Genomic DNA, 17,263 nt, shown 5'->3' on the forward strand with positions numbered 1-17,263 from the left:
TTTCTCACTTCAGCATAAAGTCATACTGAATGCTCATTTTCACATCCCAGTAATTCAAGCGATCGCCAAACGCGCTGCCGTTGCGCTTTTCACGCCCTTTATCGGCTGCAAGAAAGAAATTCATCCCTTGTAGCGGCCCTTCGCTAACCCGATAGTTCACACCACCTAAGATACCCGCGCCTTCAATCCGCACGTCTCGTTTACTGGATTCATAGCCGCGGGTCACAATCGGTGCAAATGTCAGCGTAAATTGCGGGGTTAAACGATAATTGACGCCCAATTGCCAGGACTGCATTCCTTCGCGGTTACGATCAAGACTTAATGAAAAGGGATAGCCAATGTCGGTGTCCACTACGGCTCCATTCATCGCATGACGCAAATAACCGCCACTGCCAAATACGCTTCCCCACGGCGCGATCCAGGTCAATTGTCCACTAACCAACGCCGTTTCATTGGGCTGGCTGGTATTACGACTTAAACCTTCGAGTTGCGCATAAAAGCCGAGCAACTCCCCTTTCAACGTATAATTCGGGTCGAGCGGTATGCTTTTCTCGAGAATACTTTGTATCTGATTGGAAACATCTTTCTGTACCGATGCCCCCAGAGAATAGCGACTGGTATCATCATGCCAACTGGCGGCTAAAAAAGAACGTGCGCGATGTTTATCGTATTTTCCCGTCTGGCTGTTATAAACCCCTTCATCACGAATACCGGTTGTTGAATCGGTCCATAAAAATACTCGTGAACGCCACATTCCCCACAATTCAATATTTGGCGTTAAAGCCCAGTAACCTAACGCCCCTTCGGAAACAGTCGGCAATGTCCGTTGCGAACTACCAGCAATTAACGGAATACGATAAGGTAAGCTGCCATAACTATAATCTGTTCCGAAGCGACCTAATTTAAGCAGGCTATTTTCACTGGGTTTTATTTTTACTGCCCCTAGGGCAAAGCCAAAACTTTTATCACCATCAAGATACCATCGGGTACTCATATCAGCGCGAGCACCTAATTTATAAACATAATACGCCCCACCTTCGACACCAATAATATTAGAATAATAGCCACTATTAAAATCGAGTAATCCTCCCTGTACCCATGCGTAAATGTCTCTTCCCGTGCCAGCACTGGGCTTGTCGGCCCTGCGCAATTCATTTTTCAGTCTGATGCGTAGTCCCGCTTCATCGTCAGCCAGTTGTGCAGCGTAAGCGGTGGTAAGGCCAGAGGCTGCCGTAAGGGAAATAACGGCTATGGCCACTATTTTTCTCATAGTTGCACCTTTGATGTTCTGATTATTTTTATGGGATATTAATTAGTGATATCGCTGATTAATTGCTGCTGCATTTGTTTGCGATTATCAATTTCAACTACGATTTCTTTGAATTTTTTATCCGTGAGCGGATAAAACCAGATTATTATAAATGCCAGTAGCATAAACCCGCAGGGTACTAAGGCAATTGATGTGCGGATCCCCATAATAACTTCCGGTGTTTGCACCTGATTGGCAATATATCCGCTTAATCCCAAAATAAACGCAGGAATTGAGCCACCGATTGCTTGTCCACATTTGCGCGTAAATGAGAATAGCGAATAGGTAAGTCCTTCAATCCGCACACCGGTCAGGTATTCACCGTATTCTACGGTATCAGCTTCCAGCGCCCACATCACGGTCATGGTAATCCCCTGACCAATTGAAGCGATGGCTAATGCGACCAGTGCCACCGGCAGCGACCAGACGGAAACCCAGAAGAACAGCAGATAACCACAGGTTCCCAGCAGAGCACCAATCAGGAAGGTATTCTTTTTACCGATTCTGGCGACCATCCCCGGCACCAGCGGTGCCGATGCCACGGTACCGACCAGGTTTTGCACCAGCACCAGTACGGTGAACAAGCCGGTATCATTCAACACATAGCGCACATAGAACAACAACGAGGCGCTAACAGCGAAGGTCGAAATCAGCACACACAGCGCTCCGATGCACAACATAAACAGCGGACGATTCCGTTTCAGCGTTTGCAGACTGATCTTCAACGAAGGCTGCGCCACAATACGCACCACATTTTCACGCGTCGATTTAAAGCAGATGAAGTAAAGCACCATTCCGGCCATCGCCAGCACAATCGTCCAGAAATGGTATACCGACACCATCTCCTCCGGGCTGGAGTTCTTAATGCTCGGTCCTATCAGAAATGCCAGGCAGACAAAGGTCAATGAAGCGGCAATCCCGCGAGCCGCGCCCAGACGGGCGCGGGATTGTGGTTGTTGGGTCATCGCGGTAGCAAGTGAACCATAAGGAATATTCACCAGGCTGTAGCAAAGCCCGAGGCCCATGTAGGTCAAATATGCATACACCACTTTGCTGCTATGGCTCCAGTCGGTCGGCACCCAGAATACCAGTACGCTGAAGATCATTAACGGCGCTGTGCCGAAGAGTAAAAATGGGCGGAATTTTCCCCAGCGGGTATTCACACTGTCCACTACTCGCCCGGCCAGGACGTCGGCAAAGGCATCGAATACCCGCACCAGTAACAGCATGGTGCCCGCCGCAGCGGCACCGACGCCTGCGACGTCGGTGTAGTAACTCAACAGGAAGAGCGCCCCCATTGCGAAGGCGAAGTTATTGGCGACGTCACCGAGGCTGTAGCCGACGATGGTGCGCCAGGAGAGTTGTTGATTCATTGTTTGCCTCCCTGCTGCGGTTTTTCACCGAAATTCATGCCAGTCCAGCGTTTTTGCAGCAGGAAAGCCGCCGATTTCGGTTTGCGGTCGCGGGTGAAGATCCCTTTCTTGTTGCCGCCAACGCGCATAATGCCCTGCGAGGTCGCAAAATCAGCGAAGTTCCATACCTGTTCACCGACGACGGCGCTGACGCGATCAAAGACGCGGTGATACATATCCAGCCATGCACACTGATACTCTTCACTCCACATGTCGGTGTACATCGAGTGCAGACCCGCTAACGTATCTACGCCGTATTCGGTGATGATAATCGGCTGATGCAGTTTCTCTTGCCAGGCAAGCAGTTCTTTTTCCAGTACCTTCTCTGCCGTTTCCAAATCGCCGCTTTGGACATACCAACCGTAATAACGATTCAGGCACAGCACATCAAAGAGATCGCTGATGGTATCGGTGTGAGCGTCGCAGAACATTACATTGACGCAGGTGATCGGTCGCGTCGGGTCGAGTTTACGCGTTGCTTCCGCCAGTGGTGCGAAATATTCCCGTGCACCTTGCGGACGGGTATCCGGTTCGTTGGCAATACTCCACATCACCACGCTGGGGTGGTTTTTGTCACGCGCAATCAGCTCTTTAATCGCCTGTAAGTGCGCCTGCTGAGTTTCCCCGTTGACGGCCTCTTCGCTGTAGAGTTCTTTTGGCTTGTTACCCGCTTCAAATCCAATGCCTAAAGAGAGGTTAAAGCCGACGGCAGCAGTTTCATCAATCACCACAATGCCATTTTCATCAGCCCAGTCGAGCATCTCTTCAGCGTAAGGGTAATGCGAGGTACGGTAAGAGTTGGCACCAATCCAGTCCATCAATGCGTGATCGTGCACCATCAGCACGTTATCGAATCCTTTACCGCGTAAATCCGCATCTTCATGACGACCAAAACCAGTGAAGTAGAACGGTTTGTGGTTGATCAGGAACTGTTCGCCCTTCACTGCCACTGACCGGATGCCGACGCGTAGCGGGTAGATATCACACTCTGTCTGGCTTTTGGCTGTGACGCACAGTTCATAGAGATAACCTTCACCCGGTTGCCAGAGGTGCGGATTCACCACTTGCAAAGTCCCGCTGGTGCCTTGTCCAGTTGCAACAACCTGTTGATCTGCATCACGCAGTTCAACGCTGACATCACCATTTGCCATCACCTGCCAGTCAATAGACGCGTGGTTACAGTCTTGCGCGACATGCGTCACCACGGTGATATCGCCCACCCAGGTGTTCGGTGTGGTGTAGAGCATTACGCTGCGATGGATCCCGGCGTAGTTAAAGAAATCATGGAAGTAAGACTGCTTTTTCTTGCCGTTTTCGTCGGTAATCACCATTCCCGGCGGGATAGTCTGCCAGTTCAGTTCGTTGTTCACACAAACGGTAATACGTACACTTTTCCCGGCAATAACATACGGCGTGACATCGGCTTCAAACGGCGTATAGCCGCCCTGATGCTCCATCACTTCCTGATTATTTACCCACACTTTGCCGTAATGAGTGACCGCATCGAAACGCAGGACGATACGCTGGCCCGTCCAACCTTTCGGTATAAAGACTTCGCGCTGATACCAGACGTTGCCCACATAATTACGAATATCTGCATCGGCGAACTGATCGTTAAAACTGCCCGGCACAGCAATTGCCCGGCTTTCTTGTAATGCGCTTTCCCACCAACGCTGAGAGATTCCACAGTTTTCCCGATCCAGGCTGAATGCCCACAGGCCGTCGAGTTTTTTGATTTCACGAGTTGGGGTTTCTACAGGACGTAACATAAGGGACTCCTCATTAAGATAAAAATACTGGTCAACCTTTAATCTGATTAGTTGACCAATTCTGTGTTGAACACAGTTATCTGTGAGAAACCCATGGAAGAGAAATGGAAATAAAAAGAACTGGCACCGCGATCAAAAAACCAAAAACTGCAATACCCACAGCGTGATATGGATCGCATTAATCTTTAAAACAGCGTTGACAGAAGACACAAAATAAGCAATCGAACGCTCGTTCGATTGCTTATAAAACGATAAATTCCCATGACATATGGTTTCGACGAATGTTTTAGTGGGATTTTTCGACCAGGTGAGAACGTTTTTTGTTCAGCTGTGTTGAGGCATTGAACGCGGGCACTCTCTTCACCGGCCCGCAGAAAGTGAGGATCAGGATGCGGTCAAGATACCGCCAATCATCGCACGTAGCCCCTGGGCAAATAACGCTTCTCGCGCCAGGTCTTCCGCTTCGATATCGGCCAGCACGCCATAGGTCAGATCCAGCAGTAAACGAGAGGTCATTGCCGTGTTAATGTCAGGGCTTATCTCGCCTTTTTGCTGGGCATCCCTCATGCGCTGGGCAATACATTCCGTGATGGTCAGATGTTTATTCTTAAGCATGGTGGCAACCTGTGGATTGCGCATCCCTTCTGCCATAATTTCGACCACCAGCGCTCGTTGTCCAAAGGCTTCATGAGTGAGAGAGACTATCGACTCGACCATATAGTCAACGAAATGGATCCCTTCAATCGGTTCCCGGAAGCGGGCCAACGCCCTCTCCTGGTCCTGGAGAATAATCGCCTGAATCAAGGCTTCTTTCGAAATGAAGTGGTGATAAAGCGTCCCGGGACTGATAGCGCAGGATTTACAGATGGCTTTCATTGAGGCACTGTGAAATCCATTTTCTGAAAAAATCTCTCTGGCAGCATTGAGGATCCGGGTCCGTGTCGGTTGTGCTTCAGTTTGCATGTTATCCATCGTTAAACCAATATAGTTAGCATGAATAACTAGTTTACCGCGTTGTCCGGTGAGCGCCTATCATTGCAGTTGAATTGTGCGAAGGTACACCCGTTTCGTTTACTATTTGCACGATAATTGGTCAACCAACAGGCGGAATTTGGCTACCAGTTGTCTGGTGGAGGCTTATCCCTACTCGACAAGCGGTGTCGGTAAACAACACTCACTCGGTTGTTTACCGACCTGTTAGCTTATTAATTAAGTTCCTGTACCCCACCGCCGGAGACGGTGAGTATTTGCCCGCTTATCCAGCTGGCAGCTGGTGAACAGAGGAATAGCGCCGCGTTGGCAATATCTTGCGGTTGGCCCAGACGCCTGATTGGCGTGTGCTGCAACATTTTCTGTTCAATTTCTGGTGTAATAACGGATTTCAGGGCATCAGTTAATATTGCCCCAGGCGCTATGCCATTCACCCGAATATTTTTTTCACCCAGGTCAAACGCCATATTCCTGACCAGATGGCTGGCCGCCGCTTTAGATGACGCATAGGAGGTCATGTTTTTATTTTTATTTTCTGCCGCCATAGATGTGATGGTCAAAATAACGCCTCCGCCATTTTTTTCCATTTCAGGCGCAATGAGTTGTGACAGACGGAAAAAAGAAAACACATTCAGTTCATAAGCGCGGCGGAAATCCGCCATTGGCATATCAAACGGTTTAGGACCACCACCACCAGCATTGTTAACCAGAATATCAACTTTGCCCAGCTTACTGATGGCAAAGCCTGCCAGAGCAGATAACTCCTGTTCGGAAGTAATATCACAGCGCCAGGCAAATGCCTGCCCACCCAACTGTTGAATTTCATCTACAACATGATTAGCTGCATCGGCGTTAATATCACTGACCACTACAGATGCGCCAGCTGTCGCGAACGTAATGGCGATTTCTTTACCAATACCTGCACCCGCACCTGTAATGATGGCGCATTTTCCGTCGAGTCTCAGGTTGTCAGAATTAAACACATAAACCTCCTGTGAACTTCAGTAAAAATAAAAGGCACCGCCTGTGTGCCACATTTTTTATCATTAACCTTGAGGAAAGGACACTACCAGGTATAGCAGATAAAGAGAGGATTATTTCGCCGCAATGAGCCGGGCGGGAATAATAAGATTACGTGAATGCGTCTCTTCATGGGTGATTTTTTGCATCATGCGATCCGCAAGTGTCGTACCAAGTTCCCGCGCAGGCGTGCTGGCCCAGGTAACGGGTATATCATCAAGTGCAGTTGACGTCGAATCGGTAAATGCCGCCAGTGAAACCTGTTGTTCAAAGTAACGATCGACGCCACTTTCGCCACTTTGTCGTCCAGCTTTCAGCAAGCCAAACCATGCCCCCATTGCAATGGTTTCGTTGTAACAAACCACGGCGCTGATGGTCGGGTTATGACGCAAAAGCGCCGTAATGGCTTCCGCAGCTTGCTTCTGACTCGAGGCACACTCCAGTACCCAATCACTGTGAAACGGCAGGCTGAATTTTAATAGTGTCGCGCAATAGCCACCCACTCGTTCCGCCCGGGTTAAAGAGGAACTTTGCCCTCCCAGCCAGGCAATACGCTGGTGTCCATTGCGAATGAGATGCTCCGTCAATAACTGCGCTGCCTGCATGTTATCCGGGCGAACAGTATCAACATCATCAAGATAACTGGCTCGGGAAGCGAAAATCACCGGGATACCTTTTTCTTCTGCCATGCGCCGCAGGTCATCACTGCTACCCGCCGCACCGGCAATGACGACGCCATCGACGCCCTGGTTCAGTAGCAGTGAAAAGCGCTGGGTCAGTTGCTCGCCGTCTTTACCGCCGTGGAGCAAAAAAACCATTCGCCCCTGCGCTTCCAGTGCCTCCGTCAGCCCGGCTGTTAATTCAGCGTAAAACGGCGCAGACAAGTCACGCACAATTAAGCCAACCACACCACTCTGCCCGCCGCGTAGTGCCGACGCCTGGCGATTGCGCACAAACCCCAGTTCTTCAATGGCGGCGTTAACCCGTTCCCCTGTAGCGGTAGATATTCGCCCTTTGCCACTTAGCACCAGCGAAACAGTACTGACCGACACGCCCGCAGCCAGCGCAACATCATGAATGGTGATTTTTTTGGCGGTAGCCATGCAGATGACCTACTCCCTGATTTTGTGACAGATAAAACGTTTTACCTTTTATTTATCTTATACCCGCTATTATCGTTGCGTAATGTGATTTATGCCTCACTAAAATTTGATAAAACGTTTTATCTTCTCGCGCAATTTACTGAATCCAGATTGTTCTCTACGAGGAGTCGTTTTATGACGGCGAAAGCAGCACCGAAAGTTACGCTGTGGGAATTCTTCCAGCAGCTAGGCAAAACCTTTATGTTGCCTGTCGCATTACTGTCGTTCTGCGGCATTATGTTGGGGATTGGCAGTTCCCTTAGTAGCCACGATGTCATCACACTGATCCCGGCATTGGGTAATCCTGTGTTGCAGGCCATCTTTACCTGGATGAGTAAGGTTGGTTCGTTCGCGTTTAGTTTCCTGCCAGTGATGTTCTGTATCGCCATCCCACTGGGTCTGGCGCGCGAAAACAAAGGCGTCGCGGCGTTCGCTGGTTTTGTTGGTTACGCGGTAATGAACCTGGCGGTGAACTTCTGGTTGACCAATAAAGGCATTCTGCCGACCACCGATGCTGCTGTGCTGAAAGCCAATAACATTCAAAGCATTCTTGGGATCCAGTCGTTCGACACCGGGATCCTCGGTGCGGTGATCGCCGGTATTATCGTCTGGATGCTGCATGAACGTTTCCATAATATCCGCCTGCCGGATGCGCTGGCATTCTTCGGCGGTACGCGCTTCGTGCCAATCATCTCCTCGCTGGTGATGGGCCTTGTCGGTCTGGTGATTCCATTGGTCTGGCCGATCTTCGCCATGGGCATTAGTGGATTAGGTCATATGATTAACAGCGCGGGTGATTTCGGACCTATGCTGTTTGGTACGGGTGAGCGTCTGCTGTTACCATTTGGTCTGCATCACATTCTGGTGGCATTAATTCGCTTTACCGACGCAGGCGGCACGCAGGAAGTCTGCGGTCAAACCGTCAGCGGCGCACTAACCATCTTCCAGGCGCAATTGAGTTGCCCGACCACTCACGGTTTTTCTGAAAGCGCCACGCGTTTCCTCTCGCAGGGCAAAATGCCTGCATTCCTCGGCGGTCTGCCAGGTGCAGCGTTAGCTATGTATCACTGTGCGCGCCCGGAAAATCGCCATAAAATTAAAGGCCTGCTGATTTCTGGCCTGATCGCCTGTGTCGTTGGCGGCACTACCGAACCGCTGGAATTCCTGTTCCTGTTCGTAGCGCCAGTTCTGTATGTCATCCACGCGCTGTTAACCGGCCTCGGCTTCACCGTCATGTCTGTGCTCGGTGTCACCATCGGTAATACCGACGGCAATATCATCGACTTTGTGGTGTTCGGTATTCTGCATGGACTGTCAACCAAGTGGTACATGGTGCCAGTGGTGGCGGCAATCTGGTTTGTTGTTTACTACGTCATCTTCCGTTTCGCTATCACCCGCTTCAATTTGAAAACCCCTGGCCGCGATAGCGAAATTGCCAGCTCAATCGAAAAAGCCGTTGCCGGTACGCCTGGTAAATCAGGTTACAACGTTCCGGCAATCCTCGAAGCCTTAGGCGGTGCCGACAATATTGTCAGCCTCGATAACTGCATTACTCGTCTGCGTTTGTCAGTGAAAGATATGTCCCTTGTTAATGTGCAGGCACTGAAGGACAATCGGGCAATTGGCGTAGTACAACTTAATCAACATAACCTGCAGGTTGTTATCGGGCCGCAAGTTCAGTCAGTCAAAGATGAAATGGCCGGTCTGATGCGTACTGTTCAGGCATAAGGATAAGATATGTTCGATTTTTCGAAGGTCGTGGATCGTCATGGCACATGGTGCACACAGTGGGATTATGTCGCTGACCGTTTCGGCACTGCTGACCTGTTACCGTTCACGATTTCAGACATGGATTTTGCCACCGCTCCCTGCATTATCGAGGCGCTGAACCAGCGCCTGATGCACGGCGTGTTTGGCTACAGTCGCTGGAAAAACGATGAATTTCTCGCGGCTATCGCCCACTGGTTTTCCACACAGCATTACACCGCCATTGATACGCAGTCGGTGGTATATGGCCCTTCCGTTATCTATATGGTGTCGGAGCTGATTCGTCAGTGGTCCGCTGTCGGTGAAGGTGTGGTGATCCATACCCCGGCCTACGACGCATTTTACAAAGCCATTGAAGGTAATCAGCGCACCGTGATGCCCGTTGCTTTAGAGAAGCGGGTTGATGGTTGGTTTTGCGATATGGGTAAACTGGAAGCCGTGTTGGCGAAACCGGAGTGTAAAATTATGCTCCTGTGTAGCCCTCAGAATCCTACAGGTAAAGTCTGGACTTGCGATGAACTGGAAACAATGGCTGACCTGTGCGAACGCTATGGTGTGCGCGTTATCTCCGATGAAATCCATATGGATATGGTATGGGGCGAGCAACCGCATATTCCCTGGAGCAATGTAGCTCGCGGCGACTGGGCGCTACTGACTTCTGGTTCGAAAAGTTTCAATATTCCGGCTCTGACCGGGGCTTACGGGATTATTGAAAATAACGACAGCCGTGAAGCGTATTTATCGGCCCTGAAAAGCCGTGATGGGCTTTCTTCCCCTGCGGTACTGGCGTTAACCGCCCATATCGCCGCCTATCAGCAAGGCGCGCCATGGCTTGATGCCTTACGCGTCTATCTGAAAGATAACCTGACGTATATCGCAGAGACGATGAACGCCGCGTTCCCTGAACTCAACTGGCAGATTCCCCAATCCACTTATCTCGCATGGCTTGATTTACGTCCGTTGAACATTGATGACAACGCGTTGCAAAAAGCCCTGATTGAACAAGAAAAAGTGGCAATCATGCCGGGATATACCTACGGTGAAAAAGGCCGTGGCTTTGTTCGGCTCAATGCCGGATGCCCACGTTCTAAACTGGAAAAAGGTGTCGCTGGATTAATTAACGCCATCCGAGCTGTACGCTAATTGCGATTGCGCAACGCAAATAATCGTTGCGCAATCGTAGATTTTTACCCTGCTTTGTTTTTATAATGGTGCGCACTTTTATATCCAGAAAAAGAGTGCGACCATGATTGATACCACCCTGCCATTAACTGATATCCATCGCCACCTTGATGGCAACATTCGTCCCCAGACCATCCTTGAACTTGGCCGCCAGTATAATATCTCGCTACCTGCACAATCCCTGGAAACGCTAATTCCACACGTTCAGGTCATTGCCAACGAACCCGATCTGGTGAGTTTTCTGACTAAGCTTGACTGGGGCGTTAAAGTTCTCGCCTCGCTCGACGCATGCCGTCGCGTGGCGTTTGAAAATATTGAAGATGCTGCCCGAAACGGCCTGCACTATGTCGAACTGCGTTTTTCGCCAGGTTATATGGCAATGACGCATCAGTTGCCTGTTGCGGGCGTTGTCGAAGCCGTTATTGACGGCGTACGTGACGGTTGCCGCACCTTTGGTGTGCAGGCGAAACTTATCGGCATTATGAGCCGGACCTTTGGCGAAGCTGCCTGCCAGCAAGAGCTGGAGGCATTTTTAGCCCACCGTGATCAGATTACCGCACTGGATTTAGCCGGTGATGAACTTGGTTTTCCGGGGAGTTTGTTCCTCTCTCACTTCAACCACGCGCGTGATGCAGGCTGGCATATTACCGTCCATGCAGGCGAAGCTGCCGGGGCAGAAAGTATCTGGCAAGCCATTCGTGAGCTGGGAGCTGAACGCATTGGGCATGGCGTAAAAGCCATTGAAGATCGGGCGCTGATGGATTTCCTCGCCGAGCAACAAATTGGCATAGAATCCTGCCTGACCTCCAATATTCAGACCAGTACCGTGGCATCTCTGGCGGCACATCCGCTGAAAACGTTCCTTGAGCATGGTATCTGCGCCAGTATTAACACCGACGACCCGGGTGTTCAGGGCGTCGATATCATTCACGAATATACCGTTGCCGCGCCCGCTGCAGGTTTATCTCGCGAGCAAATCCGCCAGGCGCAGATTAATGGTCTGGAAATGGCTTTCCTCAGCGCAGAGGAAAAACGCGCACTGCGAGAAACAGTCGCAGCGAAGTAACAAAAATGGATGGTGCTAATTGCACCATCCCCTTTTCAAGCCAGGCACAAAGTCGAGCGATGTTTGGCGGACTCGATGCCCAGCTCAATCAACTCCATTACCTGAATGGCCTGACTTGCTGGCACCGGGTTTTCACCGTCGCCATTCAACGCATCACGAATGGCAGCATAGTAAGCCGGATAATTCCCCGGCACGGTCAACAGCGTTTCTTCAACACGTTCCTCGCCTTCAACACGGGTTAGTACACCGTCACGCATATCGTAGCCCCAGTCTTCCTGCGGCAGACGCTCACCATTTTTCAACCGATCTTCCTGCGGATCGAGGCCGTATTTAACATAGCTGCCACGGGAGCCATGCACGATATAACGTGCTGACTCAGCTGCCGCCAACATGGTGCCGTGTAAAATGACCCGCCGCTGTGGGTAGGACAAAATGGCGTGGAAATAATCAGTCGACTGCGCCCCTGGGCGCAACTGTGCTAAATCCACCGTCATACTGACGGGTAAGCCAAAAAACGTAATAGCTTGATCGAGCAAATGCGGTGCCAAATCGTACCAGATACCGCTGCCAGGGCCGCCCTGTTCACGCCAGCGATCGCGCACCTGCGGCCGAAAGCGGTCAAAATGAGACTCAAAGTACGCAACTTCACCCAGCGAGCCTTCCGCGAGCAAACCTTTTAGTGTCAAAAAATCGCTATCCCAGCGACGATTATGAAACACCGACAATACGCGACCCAGACTTTTTGCTAACGCATCCAGTTCTCGAGCTTGTGACAGTGTCACGGTAAAAGGTTTGTCGACGACAACATGTTTACCCGCTTCAAGCGCCGCTTTGGCTAACGGGAAATGGGTATCATTTGGTGTGGGAATGACAATCAAGTCTATGTTGGGATCATTAAAAAGATGCTTTGGTTCAGAGACAACCGTCACTGTTGGCCAGTCGGCTTTTACTTTTGTTTCGTCACTGCTGGAAATTACTGCCAGTTCTAGTCCGGGCGTGCCCGCAATCAGGGGCGCATGGAAGGTTTTGCTCGCATAACCATACCCAATCAACCCAACACGGATGTTGTCGCTCATGTCATTGCCTCTCAGAGAAGTACGATCGCTATTTGACACTATCCTTTACCCTCTCTCAACAGTTTAATAACCAGCCCGCAATAAGGGATGTTATTTAACTTAAGTCAAAGAAATGGCGAATTTTCTAATGATAAAAGCTAAATATCGCAAAAACCTCAGCAAAAATCTTGCTGGGGCAATTATTGCTAAGTAACATTTACCCCCTGAAGTTAATGGATCACTCAACATAGATGTGGGCAGTAATGAATCGTCTTATTGAATTAACAGGTTGGATCGTTCTTGTCGTTTCTGTCATTCTCCTTGGCGTGGCGAGTCACATTGACAACTACCAGCCGCCAGAACAGAGTACACCAGTACAACATAAGTAATACCTGCACTTGCAGAACAGCATGCAGCCCGTCCGGATGCATGTTTTAACTTGTCGGGTATTAAACCAGGAATTTATTATCTTGTGGTGTGTTGTCGGCGATTGGCAGGGATAGTAAAGCGCGTTACTCTTTTCAGGACAGTATTTCATCCCTGAATATTTACCATCAGCACATTCTTATTATTGTTATTACATAAGCGTTCACTTTTGGTGAAGTTTTATCATTACATATAATACCTACCACTTTGGTATTAATTATTTTATGGGCCTTTTATGACTGTTCAGGACTACTTATTAAAATTTCGCAAAATCAGTTCACTCGAAAGCCTGGAAAAACTCTACGATCATCTTAATTACACACTGACGGACGATCAGGACCTTATCAACATGTATCGCGCCGCCGATCACCGCCGCGCAGAGCTGGTGTCTGGCGGGCGTTTGTTTGACCTGGGCCAGGTGCCGAAGTCCGTCTGGCATTATGTCCAATAAAGAAAGTAGCGATTGATAATAAAAACCTTATAATAACGCCCCTAAAATTAGATTTGCCTGTTTGCTGTCGCTATTCTGGAGAACCTATGACCACCACAACGCCACAACGTATTGGAGGCTGGTTGCTTGGCCCTTTGGCCTGGCTGTTAGTCGCTCTATTGAGTACGACGCTGACGCTGTTACTGTATACCGCAGCGTTATCTTCTCCTCAAACATATAAAACGATCGGCGAACAAGCACTGACAACGCAAATCTTATGGGGCGTTTCTTTTATTACCGCCATCGCCATGTGGTATTACACTTTGTGGTTGACCATCGCTTTCTTTAAACGTCGGCGTTGTGTTCCTAAGCACTATATTATCTGGCTACTGATCTCCGTATTACTGGCTGTTAAAACCTTCGCTTTTTCGCCAGTTGCAGATGGCGTAGCCGTGCGCCAGTTGTTGTTCACTTTGCTGGCAACCGCATTGATAGTCCCCTATTTCAAACGCTCGTTGCGGGTCAAAGCGACGTTTGTGAATCCGTAATAACCTTACAGTTAACCTGTTGTCGCCTGCTCTGGATTAACGGATAATAGGCGGCTTTTTTATTTCAGGCCGAAAAATGACTGACTACCTGTTACTGTTTGTCGGAACTGTACTGGTCAATAACTTTGTACTGGTTAAGTTTCTGGGCCTCTGTCCGTTTATGGGCGTTTCCAAAAAGCTGGAAACTGCAATGGGGATGGGGCTGGCAACAACATTTGTGATGACGCTGGCGTCAATCTGCGCCTGGCTTATCGACACGTGGATCTTGATTCCACTCAACCTGATTTACCTGCGCACGTTAGCGTTTATTTTAGTGATCGCTGTAGTGGTGCAGTTCACCGAGATGGTGGTGCGTAAAACCAGCCCGGTGCTTTATCGTCTGCTGGGGATTTTTCTGCCGCTTATTACCACCAACTGTGCGGTGCTTGGTGTCGCGTTGCTGAATATTAATCTCGGGCATAATTTCTTGCAGTCGGCGCTGTACGGTTTTTCAGCAGCTGTCGGCTTCTCGTTGGTGATGGTGCTTTTCGCAGCCATCCGCGAGCGCCTGGCTGTGGCTGATGTCCCGGCACCTTTTCGTGGTAATGCCATTGCGCTGATTACCGCAGGTCTTATGTCTCTGGCCTTTATGGGCTTTAGTGGTTTGGTGAAGTTGTAATGAATGCTATCTGGATTGCCGTTGCCGCCATCAGCCTGCTGGGCCTGGCGTTTGGCGCCATTCTGGGTTATGCCTCCCGCCGTTTTGCGGTGGAAGACGATCCGGTCGTTGAGAAAATTGACGAAATTTTACCGCAGAGCCAGTGTGGTCAATGCGGTTATCCTGGCTGTCGCCCGTATGCGGAGGCTATCAGTTGCAACGGTGAAAAAATCAACCGCTGCGCCCCTGGTGGCGAAGCAGTCATGCTGAAAATTGCCGAGTTGCTCAACGTCGAACCACAGCCGCTGGATGGCGAAGCGCAGGAGTTGACGCCTGCGCGTATGGTAGCGGTTATCGATGAAAATAACTGTATTGGCTGCACTAAGTGTATTCAGGCGTGTCCGGTGGACGCCATTGTCGGCGCTACCCGAGCAATGCATACCGTCATGAGCGATCTGTGCACAGGTTGTAATCTGTGTGTAGACCCATGCCCAACGCATTGCATCTCCTTACAACCGGTTGCAGAAACGCCAGACAGCTGGAAATGGGATCTGAACACCATTCCCGTGCGCATCATTCCCGTGGAACACCATGCTTAAGTTATTCTCTGCTTTCAAAAAAAATAAAATCTGGGACTTCGATGGCGGCATTCATCCACCGGAGATGAAAACTCAGTCCAACGGTACTCCCCTGCGCCAGGTTCCGCTGGCGCAGCGATTTGTTATTCCACTGAAACAGCATATTGGTGCTGAAGGCGAGCTGTGCGTTAACGTTGGTGATAAGGTACTGCGCGGACAGCCACTCACCCGTGGACGCGGCAAAATGCTACCGGTTCACGCACCAACGTCTGGTACCGTTACGGCTATTGCGCCCCACTCTACGGCTCATCCTTCAGCTTTAGCTGAATTAAGCGTGATTATTGATGCCGATGGGGAAGATTGCTGGATCCCACGTGACGGTTGGACCGATTATCGCTCACGCACTCGGGAAGAATTAATCGAACGCATTCATCAATTTGGCGTCGCCGGACTGGGTGGTGCTGGCTTCCCTACTGGCGTTAAATTGCAGGGCGGCGGCGATAAAATCGAAACGTTGATCATTAATGCCGCAGAATGCGAGCCGTATATTACCGCCGATGACCGCTTGATGCAGGATTGCGCCGCCCAGGTCGTAGAAGGTATTCGCATTCTTGGGCATATTCTACAGCCACGCGAAATTCTGATCGGAATTGAAGATAACAAACCGCAGGCAATTTCCATGCTGCGTGCAGTGTTGGCGGATTCTCACGATATTTCTCTGCGAGTTATTCCGACCAAATATCCCTCTGGCGGCGCCAAACAGTTAACCTACATCCTGACCGGAAAGCAGGTTCCACACGGCGGTCGTTCATCAGATATCGGCGTGTTAATGCAAAACGTCGGCACGGCTTACGCAGTAAAACGAGCCGTTATTGATGGCGAGCCGATTACCGAGCGTGTCGTGACGCTGACTGGCGAAGCAATTGCACGCCCCGGCAACGTCTGGGCACGACTGGGTACGCCGGTCCGTCATTTATTGAACGATGCAGGATTCTGCCCTTCTGCCGATCAAATGGTGATTATGGGCGGCCCGCTAATGGGCTTTACCTTGCCGTGGCTGGATGTTCCGGTCGTAAAAATCACCAACTGTTTACTGGCACCGTCTGCCAATGAACTTGGCGAACCACAGGAAGAACAAAGCTGCATCCGTTGTAGCGCCTGTGCTGATGCCTGCCCTGCAGATCTCCTGCCGCAACAGTTGTACTGGTTCAGCAAAGGCCAGCAACACGATAAAGCCACCACACATAACATTGCCGATTGTATTGAATGCGGGGCCTGTGCGTGGGTTTGCCCAAGCAATATCCCTCTTGTGCAATATTTCCGTCAGGAAAAAGCCGAGATTGCCGCCATTCGTCAGGAAGAAAAACGCGCAGCCGAAGCAAAAGCGCGCTTTGAAGCTCGTCAGGCACGTCTGGAACGTGAAAAAGCCGCACGTCTTGAACGCCACAAGAACGCGGCGGTTCAACCTGCGGCCAAAGACAAAGATGCGATTGCTGCCGCACTGGCACGCGTAAAAGAAAAACAGGCCCAAGCCACACAGCCTATTGTGATAAAAGCTGGCGAACGCCCGGATAACAGCGCGATTATTGCGGCACGGGAAGCGCGTAAAGCGCAAGCCAGAGCGAAACAGGCTGAATTGCAACAGACTAACGAAGCCGCAACCGTTGCCGATCCGCGGAAAGCGGCAGTGGAAGCCGCAATTGCTCGCGCCAAAGCACGCAAGCAGGAGCAACAGCCTGCTAACGAAGAGCCGCAGGAACAGGTTGACCCGCGTAAAGCTGCCGTCGAAGCGGCTATCGCCCGTGCTAAAGCTCGCAAGCAGGAGCAACAGCCTGCTAACGAAGAACCGCAGGAACAGGTTGATCCGCGTAAAGCTGCCGTTGAAGCCGCTATTGCCCGTGCCAAAGCGCGCAAGCTGGAACAGCAGCAGGC

Annotated in this window: 16 protein-coding genes; 9 read left to right on the forward strand and 7 right to left on the reverse strand. The window is 50.4% G+C overall.

All coding sequences use genetic code 11. The features are described from left to right. Window positions 1-4: 4 nt before the first annotated feature. The 6 genes from uidC to malI all read right to left on the reverse strand — a co-directional run bounded on the left by uidC (window position 5) and on the right by malI (window position 7,603). Complete coding sequence (gene uidC / locus D9734_RS17710) at window positions 5-1,270, reverse strand: glucuronide uptake porin UidC (RefSeq protein ID WP_130209339.1); 1,266 nt, start codon at window positions 1,268-1,270, stop codon at window positions 5-7. Window positions 1,271-1,308: 38 nt separating this feature from the next. Beyond that, the gene (gene uidB, locus D9734_RS17715) at window positions 1,309-2,682 is read right to left on the reverse strand and encodes a glucuronide transporter (RefSeq protein WP_130209341.1); all 1,374 of its coding nucleotides are present in this window, start codon (window positions 2,680-2,682) and stop codon (window positions 1,309-1,311) included. Further along, entirely contained in the window at window positions 2,679-4,490 is a 1,812-nt protein-coding gene (gene uidA / locus D9734_RS17720; protein WP_130209343.1) for a beta-glucuronidase, read from the reverse strand. Before uidA ends, uidB begins: the two co-directional genes overlap by 4 nt. Window positions 4,491-4,874: 384 nt before the next feature. Beyond that, window positions 4,875-5,462, reverse strand: coding sequence for a DNA-binding transcriptional regulator UidR (gene uidR, locus D9734_RS17725; protein ID WP_130209345.1), 588 nt, complete (start codon window positions 5,460-5,462; stop codon window positions 4,875-4,877). A 233-nt stretch (window positions 5,463-5,695) separates the two neighbouring features. After that, on the reverse strand, window positions 5,696-6,463 hold the full coding sequence (gene hdhA, locus D9734_RS17730) for a 7-alpha-hydroxysteroid dehydrogenase (RefSeq protein ID WP_130209347.1): 768 nt from the start codon (window positions 6,461-6,463) through the stop codon (window positions 5,696-5,698). 111 nt (window positions 6,464-6,574) lie between these two features. Next, window positions 6,575-7,603 carry a mal regulon transcriptional regulator MalI gene (malI, locus tag D9734_RS17735; protein WP_130209349.1) on the reverse strand — a complete coding sequence of 343 codons (1,029 nt, stop codon included), beginning with the start codon at window positions 7,601-7,603 and terminating at the stop codon, window positions 6,575-6,577. A 174-nt stretch (window positions 7,604-7,777) separates the two neighbouring features. On the opposite strand from malI, the gene malX reads away from it, so the two are divergent. From malX to add, 3 genes are all read left to right on the forward strand, one after another. After that, window positions 7,778-9,370, forward strand: a complete 1,593-nt coding sequence (gene malX / locus D9734_RS17740) for a PTS maltose transporter subunit IICB (protein ID WP_130209351.1) — start codon at window positions 7,778-7,780, stop codon at window positions 9,368-9,370. Window positions 9,371-9,379: 9 nt separating this feature from the next. Then, window positions 9,380-10,552: a bifunctional maltose regulon transcriptional repressor/cystathionine beta-lyase MalY gene (gene malY, locus D9734_RS17745; protein WP_130209353.1), complete on the forward strand. Its 1,173-nt coding sequence runs from the start codon at window positions 9,380-9,382 to the stop codon at window positions 10,550-10,552. A gap of 103 nt (window positions 10,553-10,655) precedes the next feature. Next, window positions 10,656-11,657 carry an adenosine deaminase gene (gene add / locus D9734_RS17750; protein ID WP_130209355.1) on the forward strand — a complete coding sequence of 334 codons (1,002 nt, stop codon included), beginning with the start codon at window positions 10,656-10,658 and terminating at the stop codon, window positions 11,655-11,657. A gap of 35 nt (window positions 11,658-11,692) precedes the next feature. On the opposite strand, the gene D9734_RS17755 is transcribed toward add, so the two are convergent. Further along, entirely contained in the window at window positions 11,693-12,733 is a 1,041-nt protein-coding gene (locus D9734_RS17755; protein ID WP_130209357.1) for an oxidoreductase, read from the reverse strand. Window positions 12,734-12,975: 242 nt separating this feature from the next. Here D9734_RS17755 and blr point away from each other — a divergent pair, with 242 nt between their 5' ends. The 6 genes from blr to rsxC form a co-directional block, all read left to right on the forward strand. Further along, window positions 12,976-13,101 carry a division septum protein Blr gene (gene blr, locus D9734_RS17760; protein WP_032147885.1) on the forward strand — a complete coding sequence of 42 codons (126 nt, stop codon included), beginning with the start codon at window positions 12,976-12,978 and terminating at the stop codon, window positions 13,099-13,101. A gap of 272 nt (window positions 13,102-13,373) precedes the next feature. Beyond that, entirely contained in the window at window positions 13,374-13,589 is a 216-nt protein-coding gene (gene ydgT / locus D9734_RS17765) for a transcription modulator YdgT (protein WP_064530017.1), read from the forward strand. 86 nt (window positions 13,590-13,675) lie between these two features. After that, window positions 13,676-14,116, forward strand: coding sequence for a DUF2569 domain-containing protein (locus tag D9734_RS17770; protein WP_130209359.1), 441 nt, complete (start codon window positions 13,676-13,678; stop codon window positions 14,114-14,116). A 76-nt stretch (window positions 14,117-14,192) separates the two neighbouring features. Beyond that, window positions 14,193-14,774, forward strand: a complete 582-nt coding sequence (gene rsxA, locus D9734_RS17775; RefSeq protein ID WP_000133193.1) for an electron transport complex subunit RsxA — start codon at window positions 14,193-14,195, stop codon at window positions 14,772-14,774. Continuing rightward, a complete protein-coding gene (gene rsxB, locus D9734_RS17780) occupies window positions 14,774-15,352 on the forward strand; it encodes an electron transport complex subunit RsxB (protein ID WP_130209361.1) in 579 nt (192 codons plus the stop codon). The genes rsxA and rsxB overlap by 1 nt, the downstream gene beginning before the upstream one ends. Then, window positions 15,345-17,263 (forward strand): electron transport complex subunit RsxC (rsxC, locus tag D9734_RS17785; protein WP_130209363.1); only part of this gene is annotated, 1,919 nt, incomplete at its 3' end. The genes rsxB and rsxC, both read left to right, overlap by 8 nt.

Origin of the sequence: Escherichia sp. E14S1, assembly GCF_004211995.1 — a bacterium.
Lineage (GTDB): Bacteria > Pseudomonadota > Gammaproteobacteria > Enterobacterales > Enterobacteriaceae > Escherichia.